Raw genomic sequence first — 25,131 nt, 5'->3', positions numbered from 1 at the left:
GGCAGCAGAAAACTCGCTAGAAATGGAAAAGGCGCCGCCTTGGAAAGGCCGGGCGCAAAGATCAACCTAATAGTGTAACAGCCATCGGACGGGACAGCCCCGGGCGTTACATAAACGCCGGCCGGAGCCGCGATCGTCGAGATAGCCCCCGTGCGGGGCGCGTGGTTTGTTACCATTGGGCAGGATCGCGCCAGCAGGCACTGCGGCTCGCGGCGCGATTCTTGCATGCTCGCCAGCATTCCCCATCCCCACAAGAAATAAAGAGAGCGGCCGCCGCCTATGTCCTTGCTGATTCTTCTCGTGCTTCCATTCGCCGGCAGTGTGTTGGCGGCCTTGCTGCCCGCCAATGCCCGCAACCGCGAAGCCTGGCTGGCCGGGCTGGTGGCATTGGTGGGAACGGTACAGGCCGCCCTGCTCTATCCTGAAGTCTCGTACGGCGGCGTGGTCCGCTACGAAATCCCCTGGCTGCCGTCGCTGGGGCTGCAATTCGTGCTGCGCATGGACGGCCTGGCGTGGGTGTTCAGCCTGATGGTCAGCGGCATCGGCCTGCTGGTCGTGCTGTACGCGCGCTATTACATGTCGCCGGAAGATCCGGTCCCGCGCTTCTTTTCCTTTTTCCTCGCCTTCATGGGCGCCATGCTCGGCGTCGTGCTCTCGGGCAACCTGATCCAGCTCGCGCTGTTCTGGGAACTGACCAGCCTGATTTCCTTCCTGCTGATCGGCTATTGGCACCATCGCCCCGACGCGCGCCGCGGCGCGCGCATGGCGCTGACCGTCACCGCCGCGGGAGGCTTGTGCCTGTTCGCGGGGGTCCTGGTGCTCGGCCACATCGTCGGCAGCTACGACCTGGACGTCGTCCTGGGCTCGGGGCGGGTGATCCGCGAACATCCGCTCTACACCACCGCCCTGGTGCTGCTTGCGCTCGGCGCGCTGACCAAGAGCGCCCAGTTCCCCTTCCACTTCTGGCTGCCGCACGCGATGGCCGCGCCTACGCCGGTCTCGGCCTATCTGCACTCGGCCACCATGGTCAAGGCCGGCGTGTTCCTGCTGACCCGGCTCTGGCCCGTGCTGGCAGGCACCGAGCAATGGTTCTGGATCATCAGCCTGGCCGGCATGTGCACGCTGCTGCTGGGCGCCTATACCGCCATCTTCCAGCAGGACCTCAAAGGGCTGCTGGCCTATTCCACCATCAGCCATCTCGGGCTGATCACGCTGCTGCTCGGCCTGGGCAGCCCGCTCGCGCTGGTGGCGGCGGTCTTCCACACCATGAACCATGCGACCTTCAAGGCCTCGCTGTTCATGGCCGCCGGCATCATCGACCACGAATGCGGCACGCGCGACATCCGGCGCCTGAGCGGGCTGGCGCGGGTCATGCCGATTACCGCCACGCTGGCCATGGTGGCGGGCGCCGCCATGGCCGGGGTGCCGCTGCTCAACGGCTTCATTTCCAAGGAAATGTTCTTCACCGAGGCGGTCGTGGTCGGCCATGCCGTGGGCATGAGCCATGCGCTGCCGATCGCGGCGACGGTGGCCGGGGCGTTCAGCGTGGCCTATTCGTGGCGCTTCCTGCACGACGTATTCTTCGGCCCGCCGCCGCACGATCTGCCGCGCGAGCCGCACGAAGCGCCGCGCTGGATGCGCTTTCCCGCCGAGGTGCTGGCTTTCCTGTGCCTGGCCGTGGGCATCGCGCCGAGCTATACCATCGCGCCTTTTCTCGCCACCGCGGTGCGCGCCGTCCTGGGCGAGGAAGTCCCCGGCTACAGCCTGGCCATCTGGCACGGCTTCAACCTGCCGCTGGTGATGAGCCTGGTCGCCCTGATCGGCGGCTCGGCGCTCTACCTGATCCTGCAGAAGACGCTGCGCCTGAGCTCGCTCGAGCGCATGCCGCTGATCCACCGCCTGAGCGGCAAGCGCGCTTTCGAGCGCTCCATGACCTTCGCCATCGGGCTGGCGGACCGGCTCACCAACAGCCTGGGCGCGCGCGGCCTGCAGTCGCAGCTGCTGGGCGTCATCGCCGTGGCGATCCTGTTCGCCGGCATCGTGCTCTACGGCTACCCGGTATTGCTGCCGCAGCCGCAGCAGCAGGTCGCGCCGGTCGATCCGACCTTCGCCATCCTTTGGCTGATCGGCATCGCCTGCGCCATCGGCGCTGCCTACCAGGCCAAGTACCACCGGCTGGCATCGCTGATCATGATGGGCGGGGCGGGCCTGATCACCTGCATTACCTTCGTCTGGTTCTCCGCTCCCGACCTGGCGCTCACGCAGTTGCTGGTGGAGGTGGTCACGACCATCCTGCTGCTGCTCGGCCTGCGCTGGCTGCCGCGCCGGCGCGAGCCTGCCGAGCTAGGCCTGCGCACGCCCCTGCTCGCCCGCGCCAGGCGCGTGCGCGACCTGGCGATCTCGGTCGTGGGCGGCGCAGGCATGGCCTTGCTGGCCTACGCCATCCTGATCCGTCCCTACCCTGAAACCATCTCCAATTTCTTCCTGGAACGGGCGCTGACCGAAGGCGGCGGGACCAACGTGGTCAACGTGCTGCTGGTCGATTTCCGCGGCTTCGACACCATGGGCGAGATCTGCGTGCTGGGCATCGTCGCGCTGACCGTCTACGCGCTGCTGCGGCGTTTCCGCCCCGCGCCGGAAAGCATCCCGCTGCCGCACCAGCAGATCGACCAGGGCAAGACCGTCTCCGCCGCGCGCGCCGGCGACGACCCCGCCGTGGGCTACATGCTCATGCCCTCGGTGCTGATCCGGCTGGCGCTGCCGATGATCGTGGTGTTCTCCATATTCCTGTTCATGCGCGGCCACAACCTTCCCGGGGGCGGCTTCGTCGCCGGCCTGACGCTGTCGGTGGCCTTCATCCTGCAATACATGGTGGCCGGCACGGCCTGGGTCGAATCCCGGCTGAAACTGCAGCCGCAGCGCCTGATCGGCCTGGGGCTGCTGTTCGCCGTGCTGACCGGCATGGGCGCCTGGCTGTTCGGCTATCCCTTCCTGACTTCTCATACCGCCCACCTCGACCTGCCGCTGATCGGCGAGATCCACGTCCCGAGCGCATTCGTGTTCGATCTCGGGGTGTTCAGCCTGGTCGTCGGAGCCACCATGTTGATACTTACCGCACTGGCCCACCAGTCCATCCGCAGCCACCGGGCCATCCAGCAAACCGAGGCCGAGACGTCCAGGGGAGGCTCGCAATGGAGCTGATCCTCGCGGCGGCGATCGGCGTGCTCGGCGGCTGCGGCATCTGGTTGATGCTGCGCCCCCGCACGTTCCAGGTGATCATGGGCATTTCGCTGATGTCCTACGCGGTCAACCTGTTCATCTTCGCCATGGGGCGGCTGTCGGTCGACCAGTTGCCCATCCTGCGTCCCGGCCGCATCAACGAGGTCGCCGAATACGCCGACCCGCTGCCGCAGGCGCTGGTGTTGACGGCGATCGTCATCGGCTTCGCCATGACCGCCCTGTTCCTGGTGGTGCTGCTGGCCTCGCGCGGCCTGAGCGGGACCGATCACGTCGACGGCCGGGAGGGCGAATGATGCTATCCTGGCACGACCACCTGATGATCCTGCCCATCGTGCTGCCCATGCTGGTCAGCGGCCTGATGCTGCTGCTGGGCGAACGCCTCACCACCCAGAAGGCCGTCGTCAACGTGCTGGCCACGCTGGCGCTGCTGGCGGTGGCCGTTGCGCTGCTGCTGCAGGCCGACGACGGCCAGCTGCGCGTGGCGGTCTACCTGCCGGCCAACTGGCCCGCGCCCTTCGGCATCGCCCTGGCGCTGGACCGCCTCTCGGCCATCATGCTGGTGCTGACCTCGGTCATGGCGCTGGGCGCGCTGCTGTACTCGCTGGCGCGCTGGCACCGCGCGGGCGTGCATTTCCACTCGCTGTTCCAGCTGCAGCTCATGGGCCTGAACGGCGCCTTCCTGACGGCCGACCTGTTCAACCTGTTCGTGTTCTTCGAGATCCTGCTGGCGGCTTCCTACGGCCTGCTGCTGCACGGTTCCGGTCCGCAGCGGGTCAAGGCCGGGCTGCACTACATCGCCGTGAACCTGGTCGGCTCCTCGCTGTTCCTGATCGGCGTCGCGCTGATCTACGGCGTCACCGGCACGCTGAACATGGCCGACATCGCGGTGCGCATCGGCCAGGTCGCGGCCGCGGACCGCGGCCTGATGGAGGCCGGCGCGGCGATCCTGGGCGTGGCCTTCCTGATCAAGGCGGGCGCCTGGCCCCTGAACTTCTGGCTGCCGCCCTCCTACGCCGCCGCCAGCCCGCCCGCCGCGGCGCTGTTCGCCATCATGACCAAGGTGGGGGTCTACGTGATCCTGCGGCTGTCGCTGCTGATGTTCGGCAGTTCGGCCGGCGCATCGAGCGGTTTCGTCCAGCCCTGGATCCTCTATGTCGGCCTGGCCACGCTGACTTTCGGCACGCTGGGCATGCTCGCCTCGCAGAACCTGGGACGCCTGGCCGGGTTCTCGGTCATCATTTCATCGGGGACGCTGCTGTCGGCCATCGGCTTCGGCCAGCCCGGCATCACCGCGGCGGCGCTGTTCTACCTGGTCAGCTCCACGCTGGCGCTGGGCGCTTTCTTCCTGCTGCAGGAACTGATGGAGCGCAGCCGCACCTTCGGTGCCGATCTGCTCGCGGTCACGCTGGAAGCTTTCGGCCTGGACCGCAACGCGGCCCAGGAAGACGAGACGAATTCCGCCGACATCGGCGTGGTGATTCCGGCGGCGATGGCCTTCCTCGGCCTGAGCTTCATCGCCTGCGCGCTGGTGCTGTCCGGCCTGCCGCCGCTGTCCGGCTTCGTCGCAAAGTTCGCGCTGCTGACCTCCGTCCTGAATCCCGGCGGACTGACCCAGGGAGGCAGCGGCGCCGAACCGGCGCAGGCCTGGATCCTGCTGGCGCTGCTCATCGTGTCGGGCCTGACCACCGTCGTATCGCTCACGCGCGTGGGCATACGGACGTTCTGGGTGCCGGCCGGACGCGCCCAGCCGCGCCTGCGCGTGATCGAGGTCTTCCCCATCGCCGCGATGCTGGTGGCCGGCATCGTGCTGATGGTCCAGGCCCAGCCCGCCATGCGCTATTTCAACGATACGGCCCGCGCGCTGCACGAGCCGGACGCCTACGTGCAGGGCGTCCTGTCCACCCGCCGGGCCGGCCCCAGTGGAGATGCCCAGCCATGATCCGACGCCTCCTACCCTGGCCCATGACATCGCTGGTCCTGCTGGCCATGTGGCTGCTGCTCAATCAGACGCTCTCGCCCGGCCACATCCTGCTGGGCGCGGCGCTGGCCATCGCGGTCCCGCGCTGGACCGCGCCGCTGCGGCCGGTCAAAGCCGCCGTGTCCCGTCCCGGCGCCGCGCTGCGGCTGCTGGGCGTGGTTCTGCGGGACAGCCTGATGTCCAACCTGGAGGTCGCGCGCATCATCCTCGGCCCCAAGGCGCGCCGCCACAACTCGGGTTTCATCAAGCTGCCGCTGACGATGCGCGATGCGCACGGCATCACCACGCTGGCGGTGGTGATCACCGCCATTCCCGGCACGGTATGCGTGGAATTGACCGACGACCGCAGCTGCCTGCTCATCCACGTGCTGGACCTGGACGACGAGCAGCGCTGGATAGACACTCTCAAGAATCGCTACGAGAAGCCGCTGATGGAGATTTTCGAATGAACGGCATGCTGCTTTCCTGGGCCAGCCTGTTCGCGCTGCTGTGCATCGCCGTCGCCATGCTACTGGCCACGCTGCGCCTGCTCAAGGGCCCCGCCGCGCAAGACCGCGTGCTGGCGCTCGACACCATGTACATCTGCGGCATGCTGATGCTGCTCGTGCTCGGCATACGCGTGGGCAGTACCGAGTATTTCGAAGGGGCGGTCACCATCGCGCTGCTGGGCTTCGTCAGCTCAGTGGCCCTGGCCAAGTTCCTGTTGCGCGGCGAGGTCATCGAATGAACGAGGCCGCCTCCCTGCCCATCTGGGCGGAAATCCTGACTTCGCTGCTGCTCGTGGGCGGCGGGCTGCTCACGCTGATCGGCTGCCTGGGCCTGTGGCGCTTCCACAGCTTCTACCAGCGCCTGCACGGGCCGACGCTCGGGGCCACCATGGGCCTGGTGGCGATATTGCTGGCCTCGATGCTGTATTTCTCCACGACCGACGGCGGCCCGGCGCTGCACGAGATCCTGATCGCGGTATTCCTGACCATGACCGTGCCCGCCACCACGCTGATGCTGGCGCGCGCCGCGCTCTACCGGCACCGGCGCGCCGGCAAGACCGTGCCCGCGCCCCAATACCTCGACGACCGCCGTTTCACCACCGACGACATCGACGACGAGCATTACTACGACGTCGAATCGATCAAGGTGGCCGACGGCAAGCCCAACGGGCGCCACGGAGGCCGCCCGGGCGAAGATTGACGCGCCCGGGGCCTAGTGCGTGTGGTCGTGTTCGGCGAAGACCAGGTAGGCCATGCCTGCCTCGGTGGCCAGCCCGACCCGCGCGCCGACGGGCAGCGTCGCCTTGGTCCGCACGTGGCCGAACGGCAGTCCCGTCACTACCGGCACCTTCACTTCGCGCCGCAGCCATGCCACCACGGATTGCAGGTCGTAGCCGTCGTCGTGGGGCGTCAGCTTGTAGTCGGTGAAGCTGCCCAGCACGATGGCCTTCTGGCGCGCCAGCACGCCGGCCTGCGCCAGCTGTACCAGCATGCGCTCGACGCGGTAGGGATGTTCGTTGACGTCCTCCAGGAACAGGATGCCGCGCGTGCGGGGGAAATACGGCGTTCCCAGCAGCGACATCAGCACGGCGAGGTTGCCGCCCCACAGCACTCCGCGGCAATCCACGGCATCCGCGCCTTCGGATTCGAAGCTCAGGATCTCCAGCTCGCCCCGCATGGTTTCCGCGAACAGCGCGGCGGTCAGGTCATCGACGCGCTTGCCGCCGAAATCGAAGGCCGCCATCGGGCCGGCGTAGCTGACTGCGCCTGTGCGTGCCAGCAAGGCCAACTGGAAGCCGGTGAAATCGCTGTGCCCGACGAAACGCTTGCCGCTGTCGGCCATGGCGTGCCAGTCGATGCGCGGCAACAGGCGCGACAGGCCGTAGCCGCCGCGGGTCGCCATCACGATGGGATGCTTCTGCGCCGCGGCGCGCGCGAGCGCGGCCAGGCGCTGCTCGTCCGAGCCGGCAAAGCGTTGCTCGCGCAGCGACACGCCGCGATCCTGCACGGTGGAAAATCCCAGTTCCTTGAGGTGGGCGCGCGCCCGCGGGATCGTGTCCGGATCGGGCAAGGCGCCGGAAGGCGACACCAGGTAGATGCCGGGCCTGCGGCCCAAGGGTGCATGGCCGCAGGCGGCGCAGTGCTCGTGCGCGTGTGTCATGGGGATTCCGAAGAAGAGGCGTTGACGTGGCGAGCGGCCTGGCGCCGCTCGCGGAAGAAGGCGCGCAGCAGCTCGCCGCATTCGTCGGCGAGCACCCCGCCCTCCACCTTCGTCTGGTGGTTCAGCACGCCGATGGCGGGCAGGTCGAGCACGCCGCCGCAGGCGCCGGTCTTGGGATCGGACGCGCCGAACACGACGCGCGCCAGGCGCGCGTGCAGCATCGCTCCCATGCACATGGCGCAGGGTTCGAGCGTGACGTAGAGCGTGGCGCCGGGCAGCCGGTAGTTGCCGGCCTCGGCGCACGCGGCACGCAGCGCGCGGATCTCGGCATGGGCGGTCGGATCGTGGCTGCCTATGGGCTGGTTCGCGCCCTCGCCCATCACGCGCCCCTGCGCATCGCAGACCACGGCGCCCACGGGCACTTCGCCCGCGCGCCAGGCCTGCTCGGCCAGCGCCAGCGCCCGGCGCATCTGCAGGGCATCGGAAGAGTCGGACATGGGTATCGCCAAAAGGACGGCGCATTCTACCGCGCGGCCCGGCGCCTCGTCCGCGCCTCCTTACATATGACTGTCATGTTGCTGAATGATGATGGCGCCCGGTATGACCCAAGGACGATGACTTCAGATGACGACACTTTCTTTCCGGGCCGCGCGCATGAGCGTGCTTGCCCGCAGCATTTGCACCCTGGCCCTCAGTATTCCGCTGGCGGCCTGCCTCGGGGGCGGCGGCAGCGGCGCGACGCCGGCCGACGACCCCGTGGTCGAAACGCCCGTCGAAGCCACGCCGACCCGCATCAGCCTGCGCATGCTGGGCCGCTATTCGGCCGGCGAGTTCGCCGTCAGCGCCGCGGAGATCCCGGCTTTCGATCCGGACAGCAAGCGTAGTTTCGTGGTCAATGCGCGCAAGGGAGTGGTCGACGTGCTGGACATGGCCGATCCGGCGAATCCCAAGCATGTCGGCGTACTCGATGCCTCCGCCATCGCCGCTGGCGCCGAAATCAACAGCGTGGCGATCCACGGCGGCATCGTAGCCGTGGCCGTGCAGGCCGCCGCCAAGACCGACCCGGGCCATGCGGCGCTCTACAAGGCCGATACGCTTGCGCTGCTCGGCAAGGTCGGCGTGGGCGCCCTGCCCGACATGCTGGTGTTCACGCCCGACGGAAAGACCCTGCTGGTAGCCAACGAAGGCGAGCCCAGCGACGACTACCAGAAAGATCCGGAAGGCTCGATCAGCGTGATCGACGTCAGCAACCCCGCCGCGCCGGTCGCGCGCGTGGCCGGATTTGCCGCCTGGAACGGCAAGGAAGCCGAGCTGCGTGAGCGCGGCGTGCGCATCTACGGCCCGTCGCCGTCCATGCCCCAGCGCGCCTTCGGCGCTTCGGCCGCCCAGGATTTCGAGCCGGAGTACATCGCGGTCTCGCCCGACGGCAAGATCGCGTGGGCCACGCTCCAGGAGAACAACGCCCTGGCCCGCATCGACATCGCCGCCGCCAAGGTGACCGACATCCTGCCGCTGGGCTACAAGGACCATGGCCTCGAGGCCAACGCCTTCGACGCCAGCGACGAACCCGCCGCGCTGGACATCCGCACCTATCCCGGCGTGCTGGGCATGTACCTGCCCGACGCCATCGCCGCCTACGCGGCCGGCGGCAAGACCTATCTCGTAACCGCGAACGAAGGCGACGCGCGCGCCTGGGGCGAGGACGACGATTCCTACTGGGCCGGCGACGCGAGCAAGGGCTTCGTCGAAGAATTCCGCGTCAAGCACCTGGTCCACAAAGACGGTTTTGCGCGCCGCCGCGGCGACGACCTGCCCGTCCAGCTCGACAAGCTCGCGGCGGGCGCCTTGCTCAACCCGGAAACCTTCGCCTATTGCGGCGCCGCTGCGGGCAACCCGGGCAAATGCCGCGACGACGACGTGCTCGGCCGCTTGCAGATCTCGTGGACCATGGGCTATCGCAAGGACAGCTTCGGCAATCCGGTGATGTTCAACGCCAAAGGCGTGCAGGACGCGGCCGGCGACCGCATCATGTACGACCATCTCTATGCTTACGGCGGCCGTTCGTTCTCGATCTGGGACGAAAGCGGCAAGCAAGTCTGGGACTCCGGCGCGCAGTTCGAGAAACTGCTGGCCAGCGATAGCTGCAAGCTCGGCCCCAAGCGCGACATTCCCTGCGTCCAGTATTTCAACTCGGGGCATGACGAGGCCGGCACCTTCGACAGCCGCAGCGATGCCAAGGGGCCGGAACCCGAAGGCATCACCCTGGGTGAGATCGGAAGCAAGACCTTCGCCTTCATCGGCCTGGAGCGCATGGGCGGCGTGATGGTCTACGACATCACCGCCCCTGCCGCGCCGGTGTTCGTGGATTACTTCAACACCCGCAGCGACTGGAGCAGCAAGCCGTCGGACGCGAACCTGGCAACCATGGGCGACCTCGGCCCCGAGGGCCTGGCCTTCGTGCCAGCCGCCAAATCGCCCAACGGCAAGCCGCTGCTCATCGTGGGCAACGAAGTCAGCGGCACCACGGCGATATACGAGATCGAGCAGGAACTGCCGAAATAACCGGCGGAACGAGACGCGCCCGGGATACCCGGGCGCGTCCGGAGAGCGGAAAACGAGAAGGGATCAGGCCAGGCGCAGAATGCCGAACAGCGCGCGCGGAGGCGGGAAGTCGGTCACGCCGACCAGCAGGTCATTGGCCGCCAGCCAGGCCATGCCGAAAGGCGTGGCAATCGCCACGCACAAAATAAGAATCACTACAATCCGCTCCGCCATGCAAACCACTGCCCCCGTTTACCAAGGGTGGGATTGTAATCCATGAGGCGGCGGAGTTTCCGCGTGCATCAGCTTTGTTTACGCTTGCATGGCGTGGCCGCCCGATGCCGGCAGCAGGATGCGGAACTCGCTGCCGCGCCCCAATTCGCTGTCGCACTCGATGCGGCCGCCATGGCGCTCCGCCACCGCCTTGCTGAACGCCAGGCCCATGCCGAAGCCGGGCTCATCTCCCGCGTCGTGGCGGCCTACGCGCGAAAACTCCCGGAACAGGCGCGCCAGGTCGCCGGCGGCGATGCCCCGGCCCTGGTCGCGCACCGCGAAACACCATTGCCCGTCCATGCGCGTGAGGCGGCAGTCGATACGGCTGCCGGACGGGCTGAATTTGACGGCATTGCCGATCAGATTGATCAAGGCTCGGGTCAGCAGCGCGCGATCGCCTTCCAGCAGGCACTCGCCGTCGGGCACCCGGGTCTCGAGCGTGATCCGCTTGGCCTGGGCCCGGCTCCAGCACTCATCCGAGGCATCCAGCACCACGTCGACGCCGTCCAGCGGTTCGCGCCGCAGCGGCGTGTTAGCCAGCCGCGCCAGTTCCACGAAAGATTCGGCCAGCGCCTGGGTGCGCTGCGCGTAACGGCGTATGCGCGCGAGCAATTCCTGCTGCGGCATCTCGGCGGGATCGTCCTGGTACAGGTCGAGCAAGGCCAGGATGGCGCCCTGCGGAGAGCGGATATCGTGGGACAGGAAACGCAGGGCCTGGTCGCGGCGCCGCTCCGCCTCGCGCAGCGGCGTGATGTCCACCAGCGTGGCGATCCAGGCGGCTTCGATGCCTTCCAGGCCGGAGCAGCGGGCGTATTCGAACAGGAAGCAGCGGCCGGCCGCGTCGCGGCATTCCACCGGCTGCCCCGGCCGGAATGCAGGCGGCCAATCCATCCCGCCGCCCGCGGCGGCGTCCAGTCCGGCGAGCAGGTTCTTCATTTGCGCGGTTCCGGCCAGTGCGTGGCCGAAATAGCGCTGCGCCGCCTGGTTGGCGAGCCGGACGCGGCCGTCCTCGCCGACGGCGACGGCCACGTCCGGCAGGCTCTCGATGACCGAGGACATGAAGGCCTGGACGTCGCGCAGCCGTTCGGTCGCCGCCGCGAGATCGTCGATGCGGCGATCGATCAGGTCGCCGCCCGCTTTGCGGACCGGCTCGGGCGCCTGGCCGCTTCCTCCGCCGTGGCGCCGCATCCGGGCCAGCTCATCGACCAGATAGGCCGCGGCATGTTCCAGCCGGCGCCAGTTCCACGCGACGTAGAACGCGGCGATGGAAACCATGGCCGCGCCCGGCGCGAACCATCTCCCGGCCCCGGCAAGCAGAACGCCCGAGACCAGCAGGCAGATGCCGATGCCCGCCAGGGACGCCATGGCCGAGCGCAGCGGCGGCCAACGCCAGAGCGCCGGCAAGCCCAAGGCCACCAGCGCCAGTGTCAGCAGCGCCGTATGCCAGGGCGCCAGCGCCTGCCGGGTCACGCCCGACAGCAGATTGCCTGCCACGTTGGCCGAAATCTCGACGCCCGGAGTGAACCGGTGGCGTACCGACAGCGGAGTCGGATAGACATCGCCCAGGCCTGTGGCCGTCGAACCCACCAAGACGATGCGGCCGCGCAGCGCGTCGTCGGCCAACTGGCCGGACAACAGTTGCGCGGCGGAAATGGTGCGATAGGTTTCGGCCGGGCCCGCATAGGAAACCAGCATCCAATGATCGCGCCACCAGCGGCCGGCGGCGGGCTCCCGAGCCGCTTGCGGCGCGCGCTGGCCGGGTAGCGGCTCGGGAACGGCAAAGCCCCCCGCCCGCAGCAGCGCCAGCGCGAAGTGCTCCCATTGCCGGCCGCCGGTCCCTTCCTGCAGGAAGACGCTTCGGACCACGCCGTCGTCGTCGGCTTCGACCGACACGTGCCCCAGTGCGCGCGCGGCGCTGGCCAATGGCTCGACCGGCACCATGGGCACGACCTCGCCCTCCTCCCGGCGCGCCGTAAATACGGGCAACACGACGTTGCCGCTGCGCCGCAGGGCCGCGGCCATCTGGGCATCCTGCCCGGCGTCCGCGGCAGGTTCGGACAGCAGCAGGTCCAGGCCCACGGCGGCGGGCTGCTGCGCGGCGATGCGCTCGATCAGGTCCGCCTGGCGGTCCCGGCTCCAGGGCCAGCGTCCCATCTGCGCCAGGCTGGTTTCGTCGATGGCCACGATCACGACCTGCGGGCTGGCGGCGGGCGGATCCAGGCGTGCGAGGAGGTCGTAGACCGGGGCGTCCAGGCGGCCCAGCCCGTGGAATCCGGCCATCGCCGCCAGGCACAGGCCGGCGGCGACGGCCGCGGCACGGACCCATGGACGATGGCGGCGCGGACCCATGCGCTACTGGAGCTGGATTTCCTGGCCGTCGCCCATGCGCAACGGACCGGAGCCGCTGCGCACGAAGCGGTAGATGCGGAACTGCTGCGCACGCGTGAAGTCGCGCACGTAGCCATCGCCGTCGGTGGCCTGGATGCGCACGAAATACTGGCCGCCCGGCAGGCCGTCCAGCGCCCACTGGCGCTGCGCCGTACGCTGCTCCGCCACGATCGTGGAGAAATCCGCCGCGCGGGCGATCTGGACCAGGTATTGCTGGCCCTCTTCGCCGTCCCAGCTCAGCACGGCCTGGTCGCCGTCCTGCGCCATGCCCAGGCTGCCCGCCACCGGCAGGCGCACCATGAAGCGTCTCGGATCGCCGAAGGGCCCGGCGTCCGGGCGGCCGTCCTTGCCGGCCGCCACGCTGCCGATCCGCCAGAAATACGTGCCCGAAGACAGGCCCGGCAGCGTGCGCGATTCGCCCTGCTGCGCGGCCTCGTCCACGATCAGGTCGGTGAAGGCCTGGTCGCGCGCCACCTGAAGGCGATAGCTCGCTATTCCTTCTGCCTGCGTCCAGCGCAGGGTGGCCTCGCCTGCCTCTATCGTGCCCGCGTCGGGCGGCGCAAGGGTGACGGGTGGCTCGGGCCTGGCCTTGAGCCGGATGGGCAAGACCGCGGGGCGCCCCTCGATGCCCAGGGCGTCGATGGCGTTCACCCGTACGACGTAGTCGCCATCCTCCAGCCCCGCGAAACGCACGCGCGGACCCTCGGCCACGACGTTGCCGACCACCCCGCCGGGCGCCTGCGCCGGCCAGATGAAGGCGCGGTAGGACGCGGCGCCCGCCAGCGCCGGGAACGGCAGGTCGATCAGCGGACGCTGCTGCAGGGCCGGAGCGCCCGACAGGTCGGGAGCGGCCAATAGCGGCGCGAGCGCCGGCACCGTGTCGCCCGCGGCGACGGCGCCGCCGCTGCCTGCGAGCACGCGCGCGGTATTGCCGGACCGGCCGACCTGCAGCTCGACTTCCCCTTCGAGTACGTCGCTGGTGGCGCGATTGCCGCCGGCCACCGATACGCCGAATTCCGTTCCGCGCACGCCGGCCGCCATCAGCGGCGTCCCGACCTGGAACCGGCTGCCGCTGGCGCGCTGCGGCGCCACGCTGGACTCCACGCGCCCTTTGTCCAGCGACAGCGCGGTATCCGCCCGCTTCTTGACCAGGCTGTATTTGACCCGGTCCAGCCGCAGTACCGAATCGCCGGTGATCCGGACTACCGAACCGTCGGCCATTTCCAGCGTGGCGAAACCGCCGCTGCCGGTCTCTACGCGGTCTCCGTCTATCAGCTTCATGCCGGTTTCCAGCACGCCCGACGCACCGCCGCGCGTGGCGTAGCGGACCTCGCCCGAGACGTGCACGATGCGCGCGCCGCCAGGCTTGCGGCGCAGCAAGGCATCGGGCACCAGGACGATGGAGCCCGGCCGCAGCCGGTTGGGACGGGGATTGCCGTTGGCGCGCGCCAGTTCGGGCCACTGGCCCGGGTCTTCCAGATAGGCCTGCGCCAGGTCGTACAAGGTATCGCCAGTGCGCACTTCATGGCGCAGCGGCTCGCCCACCGGCTGCGCGCCGGCGCTGCTCGCGATAGCCAGCAGGCAGCCCAGGGCAGCGAACAGCCCCGGCTTGATGAACACTCCCCACGGTGTGCGGGGGCGCTTTTCATCACGGGCTGGTCCCGCGCGTTCGTAGTCGTTCATGCATCCCCCGGAGCGGCTTCGCCGGACTGTCCATCCGCGGCGATCCGTTCGAATCGATAGCCCAGTCCATAGACGGGCACGAGGCGCGCGCCGTTTTCGGGGCGCAGGTCCAGCTTGCGGCGCAGTTGCGACATATGCGTCGTGACGGTGCGGGTATCGACGGCGCTGGTTCCCCAGAGTTCTTCGAGCAGATGCGCATGGGTCAGCAGCCTGCCCAGGTTGCGGAACAGGAACACCGCCAGTTCGTATTCCTTGGGCTTGAGTTCGATGAGCGACTCGCCGCGCCGGATCTCGCGGCGATGCAGGTCGAAGGCATAGGCGCCGAAGCCCGGCTGCGACAGTTGCTGCGTCTCGGGGTAGGCGCGGCGCAGCAGCGCGGCCACGCGCGCCTGCAGTTCCACGGGGCGGATCGGCTTGGTCATGTAATCGTCCGCTCCGGCCTGCAGGCCGGCGACTACGTCCTGCTCGTCATCGCGGGCGGTTACGAACAGCACCGGCACCCGCGCCGGCAGGTGGCGGCGTATCCAGCCCAGGATCTCCGGCCCTTCGATGTGCGGCACTTGCCAATCGAGCACGAAAGCGTCGTAGGCGTCCCGGTGCAGCCCGCGCAGCATGGCGCGGCCGTCTTCATAGACGGTGCACTCATGCCCCCCCGACAACAAAGTTTTTTCTATGATCCGAGCATGTGCGGGATCGTCTTCCAAAATGGCGATGCGCACCGAACCCCCAGCGATCGAATGTCTGCTGGCGCTATTCTACCTTTGCGGACCGCCTTTGCAGGCGGCTCCGCGGGTTCCGTACGGCGCTTCGGGCCGGGGTGGCTTCCGAAGGGGTTCGGCGGCCGGCCGCCTCCCGGAATCAGGGCATGGCGGGGCCGGCGCCCGAGGGCATGGCCGGAGAGGACGGCCGGGGCGTGATCACCTCGCGGCGTTCGCGCAGGATGCCGCCTCCCTTCACGCTGCCCGATTCGGTTCCGCGCTCCAGCCGCGCCAGGCAATCGGCCCTGTCCGCGGCGGGCAAGCCCTCGCAGCGCGCGGTGCGGTTGCTTTCGTAGGCCGAGTCCTGGGCACTGCTCAGATTGCCGCGCCGCCCCTCCTGGCGAGCCGCGCCCGCCTCGCGCAGGCAGGTGGCCCGGTCCTGGCCGGACTGGCCGCTGTTGCAGCGCGCGATCTCTTCCTGATAGGTCGCATCGCCCGAGGCCGCCTGCGCCGACATGCCGGCAAGCGCGCCCAGCGCGGCGATCGTCAATCCGGCGGCATAGCGTTTCATTCCGATGTTCATGCTTGGCTCCCGATGGTGGTTGCTGGCTTGGTCACGCGTTCAGTGTAGTCAGGGCGGCCGGCCGCGAAGTGGCCGTGGGTTGCAGATGTAAACGTTCGGTACAGCGCGTGCGTGGCCGCGTGGGCAGCGCGCAGCCTCCGCGACCGCTTGTTACCAAGGGGCGGGACGCCCGAATTCCAAACCGCCTCCCGTCGTCGCTGCATGGCTCATATTGTTTACAAGAAAATATTTAGTATGCTAATATTTTATATGGACAAATTCGACGAAACTCTCACTCGCCTGACGATGGCGCTGGGGCGCACGGCACGCACCTACAAATCGGCGGCGGACAAACTGGCGGCCGACTTCGGGTTGTCGCAAGCCACGGCCTGGCCCGTGGTCATGATCGGCCGCCTGGGCGACGGCGCCCGGCCCGGCGCCATCGCCGATGCGCTGGGCATCGAGCCTTCGTCGGTCGTCAGAGTGATCGACCGCGTGGTCGAACTGGGCCTGGTCGAGCGCCGCGAAGACGCGACCGACCGGCGCGCCAAGTCCCTCCATCTCACGGCCGCCGGCCGCGAATGCGTCGACCGGATCGAGGCTGCCCTGATTCCTTTCCGGCGCGAATTGTTCGCCGACGTGGATCGGACCGACATCCATACCTGCCTGCGCGTCCTCGAAGGGCTGCAGGGCACGATCGCCAGGCGGGAGGCCGAGCCCGGCTCGCCATGAAGTTTCCCAGTTCTTCCGAGGCGCTCTTTTCGCTGAAAAGCTATGCCGCCGCGATGCTGGCGCTCTACTTGTCGATGCGTATCGGGCTGTCCCGCCCTTTCTGGGCCATGATGACCGCCTACGTGGTCGCCAGCCCGCTTTCCGGCGCCGTGCGGTCCAAGGCCGCCTACCGCATCGCCGGCACGACCCTCGGCTCGGCCATGGCGCTCGCCGCCGTGCCGCTGCTGGTCAACGTGCCCGAATTGCTTTCGCTGGCTTTCGCCCTCTGGGTGGGACTGTGCCTGTTCATTTCGCTGCTGGATCGCACGCCGCGTTCCTACCTGTTCATGCTGGCGGGCTACACCGCCGCGCTGATCGGCTTTTCCACCGTCGCGCAGCCGGAACAGATCTTCGACATTTCCCTCTCGCGGGTAGAGGAAATCCTGCTGGGCATCGTCTGCGCAACGGCGGTCCACAGCCTGATCCTGCCGCAGGGCATCGGCCCTGTCTTGCTGGACCGGATACGGCGCGCGTTCGGCGATGCCGAACGCTGGATGACCGACACGCTGGGCGGCAAGTCCGACGTCGGGCAGCAGGACAGGCGCAAACTCGCCGCGGACATCACCGACCTGAGGTTGATGGCCACGCACTTGCCTTTCGATACCTCGCGCCTGCGCTGGACCTCCAACGCCATGCACGCCGTGCAGGACAGGCTGGCGCTCGTGCTGCCGCTGCTGTCGGCGATCGAAGACAGGCTGGCCGTGCTTGGCGCCAGCGCCGCGGGCGTGCCGCGACGCTGGCAGGAGGCCATGCACGGGATCGCCGACTGGGCGCACGGCACGGATCGCCCGGATCCGGCGCGCTCGGCCGAGCTGCTGCATGAAATCGAGCAGGCCATTCCTGCCGCCACGCCGTCCGCCGGCTGGCGCGACATCCTGGAAATCAGCCTGGGATCGCGCCTGAAGGCGCTGATCGGCATTTATGCGGATTCGCACGCCTTGCGCATGCACATCGAGACCGGCCTGCACGACGCGGACTCCGATTCGATACGCGAGCGCCCCGGCACCTCGCCGCGCGCGCTGCATACCGATCGCGGCTTGGCCCTGCTGTCGGCGTTCGCTGCGGCCGTCGCCATCATGGCCTGCAGCCTGTTCTGGATCTGGACGGCTTGGCCGGCGGGCTACGGCGCGGCATTGATGGCCGCGATCTTCTGCTGTCTGTTCGCCACCCTGGACAACCCGGTGCCGGCGATCCGGATGTTCCTGAAGTTCACGCTCTGGTCCATCCCCTGTTCGGCCGTCTACCTGCTGGTCGTGCTGCCGGCGGTCCACAGTTTCGAAATGCTGGTATTGACAACCGCGCCGCTGTTCCTGCTGCTCGGCATCCTGGTCGCCCGCCCCGCCACCACGGGGCCCGCCATGGCTTTCCTGTTCGGCGTGGCCGGGGCGCTGAGCCTGCACGACACCCAGACAGCCGATCTGGCGAGCTTCGTCAACGGCATGCTCGCCCAGGTGGCGGGCATTGTCGTGGCGGCGGTATGCACGCGCCTGTTCCGCACCATCAGCGCCGAGCACAGCGCGCTGCGCCTGCTGCGCGCGAACTGGAAAGAACTGGCGCAGCTGTGCCGGGCCGAGTCGGTGCGCGCCACGACGGTGACCGAAATCTCCGCACGCATGCTCGACCGGCTGGCGCTGCTCGCGCCGCGCATCGCGGCGGCCCGCGGCACCGCGGCGCTGCAAGGCGTTGATGCGCTGCGGGATCTGCGGGTGGGTTTGAACCTCACGCAGTTGCTGCGCGTGATGCCCGAGCTGGAACGGCAAGGCGTTTCCCCGCGGCCGCTGCTGCGTGCGCTGGCCGGTTTTTTCGACGCCCGCCAGCAGGCCGGGCAGCCCCCGTCTCCGGCCCTGTTGCAGCAAGGCGACGCGCTGCTGCGCACGCTGTGCGCACTGCCGCCCTCCTGCGAGCAGCGCGATGCGCTGGCCGCCCTGGGCGGACTGCGCCGCGACCTCCATCCCGGCGCCGACGACTACCAGCCGGCGCCTGTCCAGGCAGAGAACCCGCATGTTCGGTGAAATCAATATCTTCGGCTTGTACGTCCCGGCGCTGCTGCTCCTGACACTGCTTGCCATTCCCGTGTCCCGGCTGATCGGCGGCCTGCTGGCCCGCACCGGCGTCTATCGCCGGGTCTGGCACCCGCCCCTGTTCGACGCCTGCCTGTTCGTCATCGTCCTGGCCGCGCTGTCGTTCCTGCTTACCTCAGAGTCTTAACGTGAACAAGAAAGTCTCCCTGCCCGCCCTGGGCCGTTTTGCGCTGACCATGCTGGTCCTGGCGATCGCCGCCGCGGCGGGACGGGCGCTGTGGCAGCACTATGAAGTCCGCCCCTGGACGCGCGACGGCCGCGTCAAAGCCTACGTCGTCCAGGTCGCGCCCGACGTAACCGGCCAGGTCACCCAGGTCATGGTGCGCGACAACCAGGCCGTGCAGGCCGGCCAGGTGCTGTTCCAGATCGACAAGGCGCGCTACGAGCTGGCGCTGCGCCAGGCCGAGGCCGCCCTGCTCGCCCAGCGCGCGGCGCTCGCCCAAGCCGGCCGCGAGGTCGAGCGCAACGGCGAACTGGGCTCCCTGGTCTCCAGGGAAGCCAGCGAACAATCGCTGTCGCGCCGCGAGCAATTGCGCGCCGCGCTGGCCCAGGCACAGGTCGGCCTGGACCTGGCCAGGCTCAATCTCGCGCGCAGCACGGTGGTCTCGCCGGTCAACGGCTACGTCACCAATCTCGACCTGCGCGCGGGCGGCTACGTCAGCGCGGGGCACGCGGTCATGGCCGTGGTCGATCGCGATTCGTTCTACGTGGAAGGCTATTTCGAAGAGAACAAGCTGCCGCGCATCCAGGTGGGCGATCCGGTCACCGTCTCGCTGATGGGCGTGGGCACGCCGCTCGAAGGCCACGTCGACAGTTTCTCGGAAGGCATCGCCGACCGCGACCGCAGCACGGCCACCAACCTGCTGCCCAATGTGAACCCCACGTTCAACTGGGTACGACTGGCGCAGCGGATACCGGTGCGCGTGGCGATCGACCGGGTGCCGGCATCGGTCCGGCTGGTTGCCGGCCAGACCGCCACGGTCGAAGTCCACGAACGCGCCGCCACGGCCCACTCGGCAGGATGAGGCCATGAGACTCCTGATTCTGCGCGCTTGCGCGGCCGCCCTGCTGGCGGCGGGCGCGGCCTGCACGACGGTCGGTCCGGACTACGCCGTGCCCGCGCGGGCCGCCGTCAGGCTGGAGGCCGCCAACGGCCCGCTGGCCGGCGTCGAAACCGGTGCCGCCCAGGTCGCGCCTCTGCCGCCGCACTGGTGGCGGCTCTATGACGACGCCACGCTGGACGGGCTCGTCGCCGAGGCTTTCGCCGCCAATGCCGACCTGCGCGTTGCCGCCGCCAATCTGGAACGCGCCGCGGCGGTCGTCGACGAAGCCGCAGGCGCGCGCCGGCCCGCTGCCGCGCTCAACGCCTCGCCGGCCTACGGACGGGCGGCGGGCGCGGCCAAGGGCGTGCCCTACGTGCTGCCGGATACGGGCAGCTACGACACCGGCATCGCCATCTCCTACCAGGTGGACGTCGTGGGCCGGATTTCGCGCGCCATCGAGGCCGCCCAGGCCGATGCCGAGGCGGCCCGCTCCGCCTACGACCTGGCCCGGGTCACGGTCGCCGCCGGCACCGTCCGCGCCTACGCGGACCTGTGTTCGGCCGGCCGGCAATTGGACGTGGCGCAGCGCTCGATCGGCTTGCAGGACGAGTTCGTCCGTCTTACCAGCCAACGCGCCGGCCTGGGGCGCGGCACCGAGCTCGACGTGAGCCGGGCGCGCGGCCAGCTGGAATCGCTGCGCGCCGCGGTCCCGCCGCTGGAGGCCCAGCGCACCACGGCGCTCTACCGCCTGGCCGTCCTGACCGGCAAGGTGCCGGGCACGCTGCCCGCCTCCCTGGCGGACTGCCATGCCCCGCCCACGCTGCGCGACCCCGTGCCGGTCGGCGACGGCGCGGCGCTGTTGCGCCGCCGGCCCGACGTCCGCCAGGCCGAACGCGCGCTGGCCGCGGCGACGGCCCGCATCGGCGTGGCGACGGCCGAACTCTATCCCAGCATCACCCTGGGCGCCTCCGCAGGCTATACCGGCGCCGCTTCGCAATTCGGCCAGGCCAATACTTTCCGCTGGAGCATCGGTCCGCTGATCTCGTGGAGCCTGCCCAATACCGGCGTGGCGCGCAGCCACATCGCCCAGGCCGAAGCCGGCAGCAAGGCGGCGCTGGCACGCTTCGACGCCGCCGTCCTGGGCGCGCTGCGCGAAACGTCCAGCGCATTGACCGTCTACGCCCGCGACCTGGACCGCGCCCAGGCGCTTGCCGCCGCGCGCGACCAGCATCGCACCGCCGCGAGGCAGGCGCGCACCCTGTACCAGGCCGGGCGCACCGACTTCCTGACGGTGCTCGATGCCGAGCGCACGCTGGCCGGCTCGGAAAGCGCGCTGGGCACCGCCCAGGGCCAGTTGGCGGCGGACCAGGCCGCGCTGTTCCTGGCTTTGGGCGGCGGCTGGGAATAGCGCCAGGCCATCAGGCGTGCGGGATGCGACAATGCCCGGCTACCCACCGATTGCGGAACCATGGAACAGATAGAACTCGACGACGGCACCGCCGATCGTTTCCTGCTCGATGCGCGCGGCACCTCGCTGCTGGTTTTTACCAGCGACACCTGCGGCAACTGCCGGCTGGCGCGTTCGCACCTGCCGGACATGAACCTGCCGGCCGAACGGCTTTGCTGGATCGACGCGGGCCGCAACCAGGGGCTGGTCGAACGCTACGAGGTGTTCCACCTGCCGGCGCTGTTCGTGGTGCGCGATGGCGTGTTCTACGGCGCGGTGAACGCCGAACTGGCAGGGTGGGACATCCGCAGGCAGATGGCCCTCGCGCTCGACGGCTATCCCGCCGAACTGCCCTGAACCGCCGCGGCACGGGCACGGCCTGCTCGCGCCGGCAGGCGCTTCAGGCGCACCGCTCGTTCCAGTTGCGCCACAGCGCCGCGCCGCCCTTCAGGCCGGCCTCGTTGGATCCCAGGCGCACGTGCGGCGGCAGCGCCGCATCGACCATCCTGGCATTGCCGCCGCCCAGGTAGATCCAGTCGGGCGTGAGCAAGCCATCGACCAGCGCCAGCGCCTTGCGCAGGCGGCGATTCCAGCGCTTGCGTCCCGCTTTTTCCAGCGCCGCCTCTCCCAGGGCTTCTTCATAGGTGCGGATGCCGTCCATCGGATGATGGGCGAGCTCGAGGTGCGGCATCAGCTCGCCGTTCCTGAACAAGGCCGTGCCCACTCCCGTGCCCAGCGTCATCACGAACTCCAGCCCTTCGCCCCGGACCAGCCCATAGCCCTGCATGTCGGCATCGTTGGCCATGCGCGCGGGGCGGTTCAGCCGCTCGGCCAGCGCCTGCGCGAGCGGAAACCCCAGCCAGGCCTCCGAGCCCAGGTTGGCCGCCGTGAGCACGCGCTGGCACCGGATTACGCCGGGAAAACCGATCGAGATGCGATCGTAGCCTTCGAGGCTGGCCGCCATTCCGGCCACCTCGTCCAGCAGCACGCCGGGCGGGCACGGCTGAGGCGTGGCTACGCGCAGCCGCTGGCCGCGCATCTGTCCGTCGTCGTCGATGATCGCCGCCTTCAGCCCGCTGCCGCCGATGTCCACCGCCAGAATGCCCGGACGCACGGCTAGCCTCCCTGCCCGGCATCGTGCCTGGGGACGGGATCCTGGCGCAGCAGCTCCAGCATCCGCCGGCCCACCCTGCCGTCCGTGGCCAGGCCCGCGCGCTGCTGCTCGCTGGCCACGGCCGCGCGGGTCTTGCCGCCCGGGATGCCGTCCGGCGTGCCGATGTCGTAGCCGCGCGCCAGCAACAGCGCCTGCAGCTCGCGCACCTCGGCGCGCGACAGGCCCGGGTCGTCGGTCGGCCAGGGCGTGGCCAATCCCGGCTCGCCGCGCAGCCGGTCGATCAGCAGGCTGACCGCCAAGGCGTATTTGCGCGAGCTGTTGTAGCTCAGAATGGCGTCGAAATTGCCCGTGGCCAGGAAGACCGGGCCGCGCGCGCCGGTCGGCGCGAACAGGTAGGCCGGCATGCCGGGGGAGCCGGTCCCCGCCAGCGGCGCGCCGCTGCCGGCGCGCTTGACGCCGCGCGCCTCCCAGTCGGCCAGGGTGCGGCGTTCGCTGCCGGCATACTCGTCCAACGGCGGCAGGGAAGCCGCGAGCGCCGCCGGCACTTGCACCTCGACCACCGGCAGCGTGCCCCGGGTCCAGCGCGCGCGCCGCTTGCGCAAATGGCTGGCGGTCGAGGCCAGCGCATCGGGCAGGGATCCGTACAGATCGATGCGGCCGTCGCCGTCGCCGTCGGCGGCCAGTTCGTAGAACGAGGTCGGGATGAACTGCGTCATGCCGAAGGCGCCGCTCCAGGATCCCACGAAGGTGCCGGGATCGACCGCGCCATCGCGCAGCAGGCGGATCGAGGCATAGGCGTTCTTGATCCAGAGCGGCTTGTTCTCCGTGCAGGCGCGCGTCAGCCAGGCATCGAGCACGCGGGTCTTGCCCAATTGCCTGCCGTAGTTGGTCTCGATGCCGAAGATCGCCACCATCACCTCGCCATCGACCTCGTAGCGCGCGGCGATCTCGGCCAGGGCCTGTTGCTGGCCGGCCATCAGCTCGCGCCCGGCGGCGACGCGTTCGTCATCGACCGTCTTGGCGATGTAGTCCCACCAGGTTTCCTTGCCCTCGGGCTGCGCCTGGGCGGAAGCGACCGTGGAAGGCAGCAGCGCGGCGCCCTGGGTATACGTGTCGAACTCCGCCAGCTGCACGCCATTGGCGGGAGCGCCCGGCCTGAGCCTGGCCAGGCAGGCCGCCGTATCGAGCGTGGCTTCGCCGGCATGGGCGGCGCTGGCCGCCATCAGCGCCGCGGCGCCTGCTAAGAGGGAAAGCGGCACGGACTTGCGAAAGACATGCATGGACGTCGAGATCTCCTGTGGGAAGGGTCGTGCGCCGGCGGCTCAGGCCGTGCGCCGCGGCTCGGGCTGCGCGCCGCAGCCTTCGAAAAAACGCCGCATGATCGCATGCGAAACCGGCGTCTCGGCAACGCCGGCGCGGAGCTTGCAGACGTCCAGGCCTTCGCCGGCCAGCCCGGCCTGCATCACGTCGAAATAGGCGCGCATCACCGGCACGGTGAATTCGGGATGGAACTGCACCGACACCGCGTTCTGCCCATAGCGCAGCATCTGGTGCCGGTCTCGGCCATTGCGGGCGAGCACGCTTGCCTGGGCGGGAGGCTCGGCCACCGTCTGTTCGTGGATGAACTGGGCGGCGAACAGGGGCGGCATGCCGCCTAGCAGCGGATCGCGGCGGCCGGTTTCGGTCAGTTCCACTTGCTGCGTGCCGATTTCCCGGCCGTCGTCCAGGTAGTCGATGCGGCCGCCCAGCGCATAGCTCATCAATTGATGGCCATAGCAGATGCCGAATATCGGCAACTCCTGGTCCATGGCCGAACGGACCCAGCCCGCGCAGGCCTCGCTCCATGGCGCATGATCGGTCACGTTGGCGCGCGAGCCGGTGATCAGGGCCGCCGCGTAGGCCGACGGCGACTCGGGCAGCTCGCCCTTGTAGGCCGCCACGCGCGCCAGCCGGGCCGGGCTCAGATTGGCGACTCTGCCGACCATCCGGTCGAAGCCGCCGTATACGGCGCCGACGGCCTGGGGCGGGCCGCCGGTCTGCAGGATAAGAATAGGACGCATGGATCAATTTCCCGCTGGCTGGCTAAATCGTGTAATCAGACACTGCCTCGGATCCAGGAAGCGGGTGGATCCGGCTTTGCCGGTCCACCCTCTTCGCCTCTGGGGGAGGCGCGCATAAGCGCATAGGGGGGGCCCTCAAGGCCCTATCAACCCGCCCAGCACCAGCACCGCGAGCGCCCACCAGATCACCGCGCCCAGCAGCGAGCGGCCGATCAAGGCGCGCACGCCGGCGTAGAGCAGCAGCAGACCCAATAGCAGCAAGCCGAAATTGAACAGCGTGGGACTCATGCCCAGCGCCTGCGCGAGCCCGGCGGAAAACTCGCCTACGGCGTGGCCGAAGCCGCCGAATACGGTTTTCAGCGCCGCGACGATGGTGCGGATGGCGTCGCCCAGCGCGCTGCCCAGCCATTCGAAAGTATTGTCGTGTTCCATGGGCCGAGGTCGGAATTGGCACATGGCCATTATGGGCCATGCCCCGGCGTGCAGATCGTGGCGACATGGCTGGAAACATCGTCACGATGCGGCGTTGCAACTGTTTACAAGCGATCCGGCGCGCGTGCGCGTGGCGATGGCCGGCAGCAGCCATACTGCGGCTATCCGCGCGCATGCCGCTGCCCAGGCGGATGGCTTGCCGCTTCGTCCATCAAACGCGCACAGGAGACATCCATGGTCCGAGCCCTCGTCTATGCAAGCTGCGCCGCCGCCCTGCTGGCCGCCGGCTGCACCGCCATTCCGGTCGCCGAACCGGCGCGGGTCAACGGCGACGCGCTGGTCGCCCGCAACGGCATGACGCTCTACACCTACGACCGCGACCCTGTGGGCCAGAGCGCCTGCACCGGCGCCTGCGCGCAGAACTGGCCGCCGCTGCTGGCGCCGTCCGACGCCCAGCGCAGCGGCAACTGGATGGTGATCAACCGTCCCGACGGCAGGAAGCAATGGGCCTATCGCGGCAAGCCCGTGTATTTCTGGTCCAAGGACAATGCGCCGGGCGACCGCACCGGGGAAGGCTTCAACGGCGTCTGGCGCCTGGCCCGTCCCTGACGCAGTTCTGACCGGCCGCGGCGCGCTGGAGCGCCGCGGCAAAACGGCGGCATGCGCGTGGCC

At 69.2% G+C, this 25,131-nt stretch carries 25 protein-coding genes; 14 read left to right on the top strand and 11 right to left on the bottom strand.

The features are described from left to right. Positions 1–279 precede the first annotated feature (279 nt). From PIGHUM_RS08785 to mnhG, 6 genes are read left to right on the top strand one after another with little or no spacing between them, the layout of a single operon-like run. Positions 280–3,201 carry a monovalent cation/H+ antiporter subunit A gene (locus PIGHUM_RS08785; RefSeq protein WP_124079195.1) on the top strand — a complete coding sequence of 974 codons (2,922 nt, stop codon included), beginning with the start codon at positions 280–282 and terminating at the stop codon, positions 3,199–3,201. Next, positions 3,192–3,533, top strand: a complete 342-nt coding sequence (locus PIGHUM_RS08780; protein WP_124079194.1) for a Na+/H+ antiporter subunit C — start codon at positions 3,192–3,194, stop codon at positions 3,531–3,533. The genes PIGHUM_RS08785 and PIGHUM_RS08780 overlap by 10 nt, the downstream gene beginning before the upstream one ends. Continuing rightward, on the top strand, positions 3,533–5,179 hold the full coding sequence (locus PIGHUM_RS08775; RefSeq protein ID WP_222929240.1) for a monovalent cation/H+ antiporter subunit D: 1,647 nt from the start codon (positions 3,533–3,535) through the stop codon (positions 5,177–5,179). Before PIGHUM_RS08780 ends, PIGHUM_RS08775 begins: the two co-directional genes overlap by 1 nt. After that, positions 5,176–5,667, top strand: coding sequence for a Na+/H+ antiporter subunit E (locus PIGHUM_RS08770; RefSeq protein WP_222929238.1), 492 nt, complete (start codon positions 5,176–5,178; stop codon positions 5,665–5,667). Before PIGHUM_RS08775 ends, PIGHUM_RS08770 begins: the two co-directional genes overlap by 4 nt. Beyond that, a complete protein-coding gene (locus PIGHUM_RS08765; protein WP_124079192.1) occupies positions 5,664–5,945 on the top strand; it encodes a K+/H+ antiporter subunit F in 282 nt (93 codons plus the stop codon). The genes PIGHUM_RS08770 and PIGHUM_RS08765 overlap by 4 nt, the downstream gene beginning before the upstream one ends. Continuing rightward, positions 5,942–6,406, top strand: a complete 465-nt coding sequence (mnhG, locus tag PIGHUM_RS08760) for a monovalent cation/H(+) antiporter subunit G (protein ID WP_124079191.1) — start codon at positions 5,942–5,944, stop codon at positions 6,404–6,406. The genes PIGHUM_RS08765 and mnhG overlap by 4 nt, the downstream gene beginning before the upstream one ends. Before the next feature lie 12 nt (positions 6,407–6,418). On the opposite strand, the gene PIGHUM_RS08755 is transcribed toward mnhG, so the two are convergent. Together PIGHUM_RS08755 and tadA are read right to left on the bottom strand one after the other, a co-directional pair. Next, on the bottom strand, positions 6,419–7,366 hold the full coding sequence (locus tag PIGHUM_RS08755) for an LD-carboxypeptidase (RefSeq protein WP_124079190.1): 948 nt from the start codon (positions 7,364–7,366) through the stop codon (positions 6,419–6,421). After that, complete coding sequence (gene tadA, locus PIGHUM_RS08750) at positions 7,363–7,863, bottom strand: tRNA adenosine(34) deaminase TadA (RefSeq protein WP_124079189.1); 501 nt, start codon at positions 7,861–7,863, stop codon at positions 7,363–7,365. Before tadA ends, PIGHUM_RS08755 begins: the two co-directional genes overlap by 4 nt. Positions 7,864–7,990: 127 nt before the next feature. Between tadA and PIGHUM_RS08745 the strand changes: the two genes are divergently transcribed. Then, positions 7,991–9,928: a choice-of-anchor I family protein gene (locus PIGHUM_RS08745; protein WP_222929237.1), complete on the top strand. Its 1,938-nt coding sequence runs from the start codon at positions 7,991–7,993 to the stop codon at positions 9,926–9,928. Positions 9,929–9,991: 63 nt separating this feature from the next. Here PIGHUM_RS08745 and PIGHUM_RS24335 read toward each other — a convergent pair whose 3' ends face one another. The 5 genes from PIGHUM_RS24335 to PIGHUM_RS08725 form a co-directional block, all read right to left on the bottom strand. Then, the gene (locus tag PIGHUM_RS24335; protein WP_281279069.1) at positions 9,992–10,123 is read right to left on the bottom strand and encodes a hypothetical protein; all 132 of its coding nucleotides are present in this window, start codon (positions 10,121–10,123) and stop codon (positions 9,992–9,994) included. 96 nt (positions 10,124–10,219) lie between these two features. Beyond that, the gene (locus PIGHUM_RS08740) at positions 10,220–12,529 is read right to left on the bottom strand and encodes a CHASE2 domain-containing protein (protein ID WP_124079188.1); all 2,310 of its coding nucleotides are present in this window, start codon (positions 12,527–12,529) and stop codon (positions 10,220–10,222) included. 3 nt (positions 12,530–12,532) lie between these two features. Beyond that, a complete protein-coding gene (locus tag PIGHUM_RS08735) occupies positions 12,533–14,251 on the bottom strand; it encodes a FecR family protein (RefSeq protein ID WP_124079187.1) in 1,719 nt (572 codons plus the stop codon). Further along, positions 14,248–14,970, bottom strand: coding sequence for a response regulator transcription factor (locus PIGHUM_RS08730; protein WP_160142215.1), 723 nt, complete (start codon positions 14,968–14,970; stop codon positions 14,248–14,250). The genes PIGHUM_RS08735 and PIGHUM_RS08730 overlap by 4 nt, the downstream gene beginning before the upstream one ends. Before the next feature lie 139 nt (positions 14,971–15,109). Then, positions 15,110–15,532 carry a hypothetical protein gene (locus tag PIGHUM_RS08725; protein WP_187697766.1) on the bottom strand — a complete coding sequence of 141 codons (423 nt, stop codon included), beginning with the start codon at positions 15,530–15,532 and terminating at the stop codon, positions 15,110–15,112. A 249-nt stretch (positions 15,533–15,781) separates the two neighbouring features. On the opposite strand from PIGHUM_RS08725, the gene PIGHUM_RS08720 reads away from it, so the two are divergent. From PIGHUM_RS08720 to PIGHUM_RS08695, 6 genes are read left to right on the top strand one after another with little or no spacing between them, the layout of a single operon-like run. Continuing rightward, positions 15,782–16,243 (top strand): MarR family winged helix-turn-helix transcriptional regulator, encoded by a 462-nt coding sequence (locus PIGHUM_RS08720; RefSeq protein ID WP_124079272.1) that lies wholly within the window; start codon positions 15,782–15,784, stop codon positions 16,241–16,243. Beyond that, complete coding sequence (locus tag PIGHUM_RS08715) at positions 16,240–18,294, top strand: FUSC family protein (protein WP_124079185.1); 2,055 nt, start codon at positions 16,240–16,242, stop codon at positions 18,292–18,294. The genes PIGHUM_RS08720 and PIGHUM_RS08715 overlap by 4 nt, the downstream gene beginning before the upstream one ends. Then, entirely contained in the window at positions 18,284–18,490 is a 207-nt protein-coding gene (locus tag PIGHUM_RS08710) for a DUF1656 domain-containing protein (RefSeq protein ID WP_124079184.1), read from the top strand. Before PIGHUM_RS08715 ends, PIGHUM_RS08710 begins: the two co-directional genes overlap by 11 nt. 49 nt (positions 18,491–18,539) lie before the next feature. Continuing rightward, entirely contained in the window at positions 18,540–19,388 is an 849-nt protein-coding gene (locus PIGHUM_RS08705; protein WP_124079271.1) for an efflux RND transporter periplasmic adaptor subunit, read from the top strand. A gap of 4 nt (positions 19,389–19,392) precedes the next feature. Next, on the top strand, positions 19,393–20,814 hold the full coding sequence (locus tag PIGHUM_RS08700; RefSeq protein ID WP_124079183.1) for an efflux transporter outer membrane subunit: 1,422 nt from the start codon (positions 19,393–19,395) through the stop codon (positions 20,812–20,814). A gap of 60 nt (positions 20,815–20,874) precedes the next feature. Then, positions 20,875–21,210 (top strand): thioredoxin family protein, encoded by a 336-nt coding sequence (locus PIGHUM_RS08695; protein ID WP_124079182.1) that lies wholly within the window; start codon positions 20,875–20,877, stop codon positions 21,208–21,210. A 43-nt stretch (positions 21,211–21,253) separates the two neighbouring features. Here the strand turns inward: PIGHUM_RS08695 and PIGHUM_RS08690 are convergent, their stop codons facing one another. From PIGHUM_RS08690 to PIGHUM_RS08675, 4 genes are all read right to left on the bottom strand, one after another. After that, complete coding sequence (locus PIGHUM_RS08690) at positions 21,254–21,967, bottom strand: ROK family protein (protein WP_124079181.1); 714 nt, start codon at positions 21,965–21,967, stop codon at positions 21,254–21,256. Positions 21,968–21,969: 2 nt separating this feature from the next. Then, positions 21,970–23,247 (bottom strand): lytic murein transglycosylase, encoded by a 1,278-nt coding sequence (locus PIGHUM_RS08685; RefSeq protein ID WP_124079180.1) that lies wholly within the window; start codon positions 23,245–23,247, stop codon positions 21,970–21,972. A 42-nt stretch (positions 23,248–23,289) separates the two neighbouring features. Beyond that, positions 23,290–24,027 carry a glutamine amidotransferase gene (locus PIGHUM_RS08680; RefSeq protein WP_124079179.1) on the bottom strand — a complete coding sequence of 246 codons (738 nt, stop codon included), beginning with the start codon at positions 24,025–24,027 and terminating at the stop codon, positions 23,290–23,292. 135 nt (positions 24,028–24,162) lie between these two features. After that, positions 24,163–24,459: a hypothetical protein gene (locus tag PIGHUM_RS08675; RefSeq protein WP_124079178.1), complete on the bottom strand. Its 297-nt coding sequence runs from the start codon at positions 24,457–24,459 to the stop codon at positions 24,163–24,165. 234 nt (positions 24,460–24,693) lie between these two features. On the opposite strand from PIGHUM_RS08675, the gene PIGHUM_RS08670 reads away from it, so the two are divergent. Beyond that, positions 24,694–25,068 (top strand): COG4315 family predicted lipoprotein, encoded by a 375-nt coding sequence (locus tag PIGHUM_RS08670; RefSeq protein ID WP_124079177.1) that lies wholly within the window; start codon positions 24,694–24,696, stop codon positions 25,066–25,068. Positions 25,069–25,131: the final 63 nt, after the last annotated feature.

Origin of the sequence: Pigmentiphaga humi, from assembly GCF_900606115.1 — a bacterium.
GTDB classification, from domain to species: domain Bacteria; phylum Pseudomonadota; class Gammaproteobacteria; order Burkholderiales; family Burkholderiaceae_B; genus Pigmentiphaga; species Pigmentiphaga humi.
This window is presented reverse-complemented; position numbering and strand designations above follow the sequence as displayed.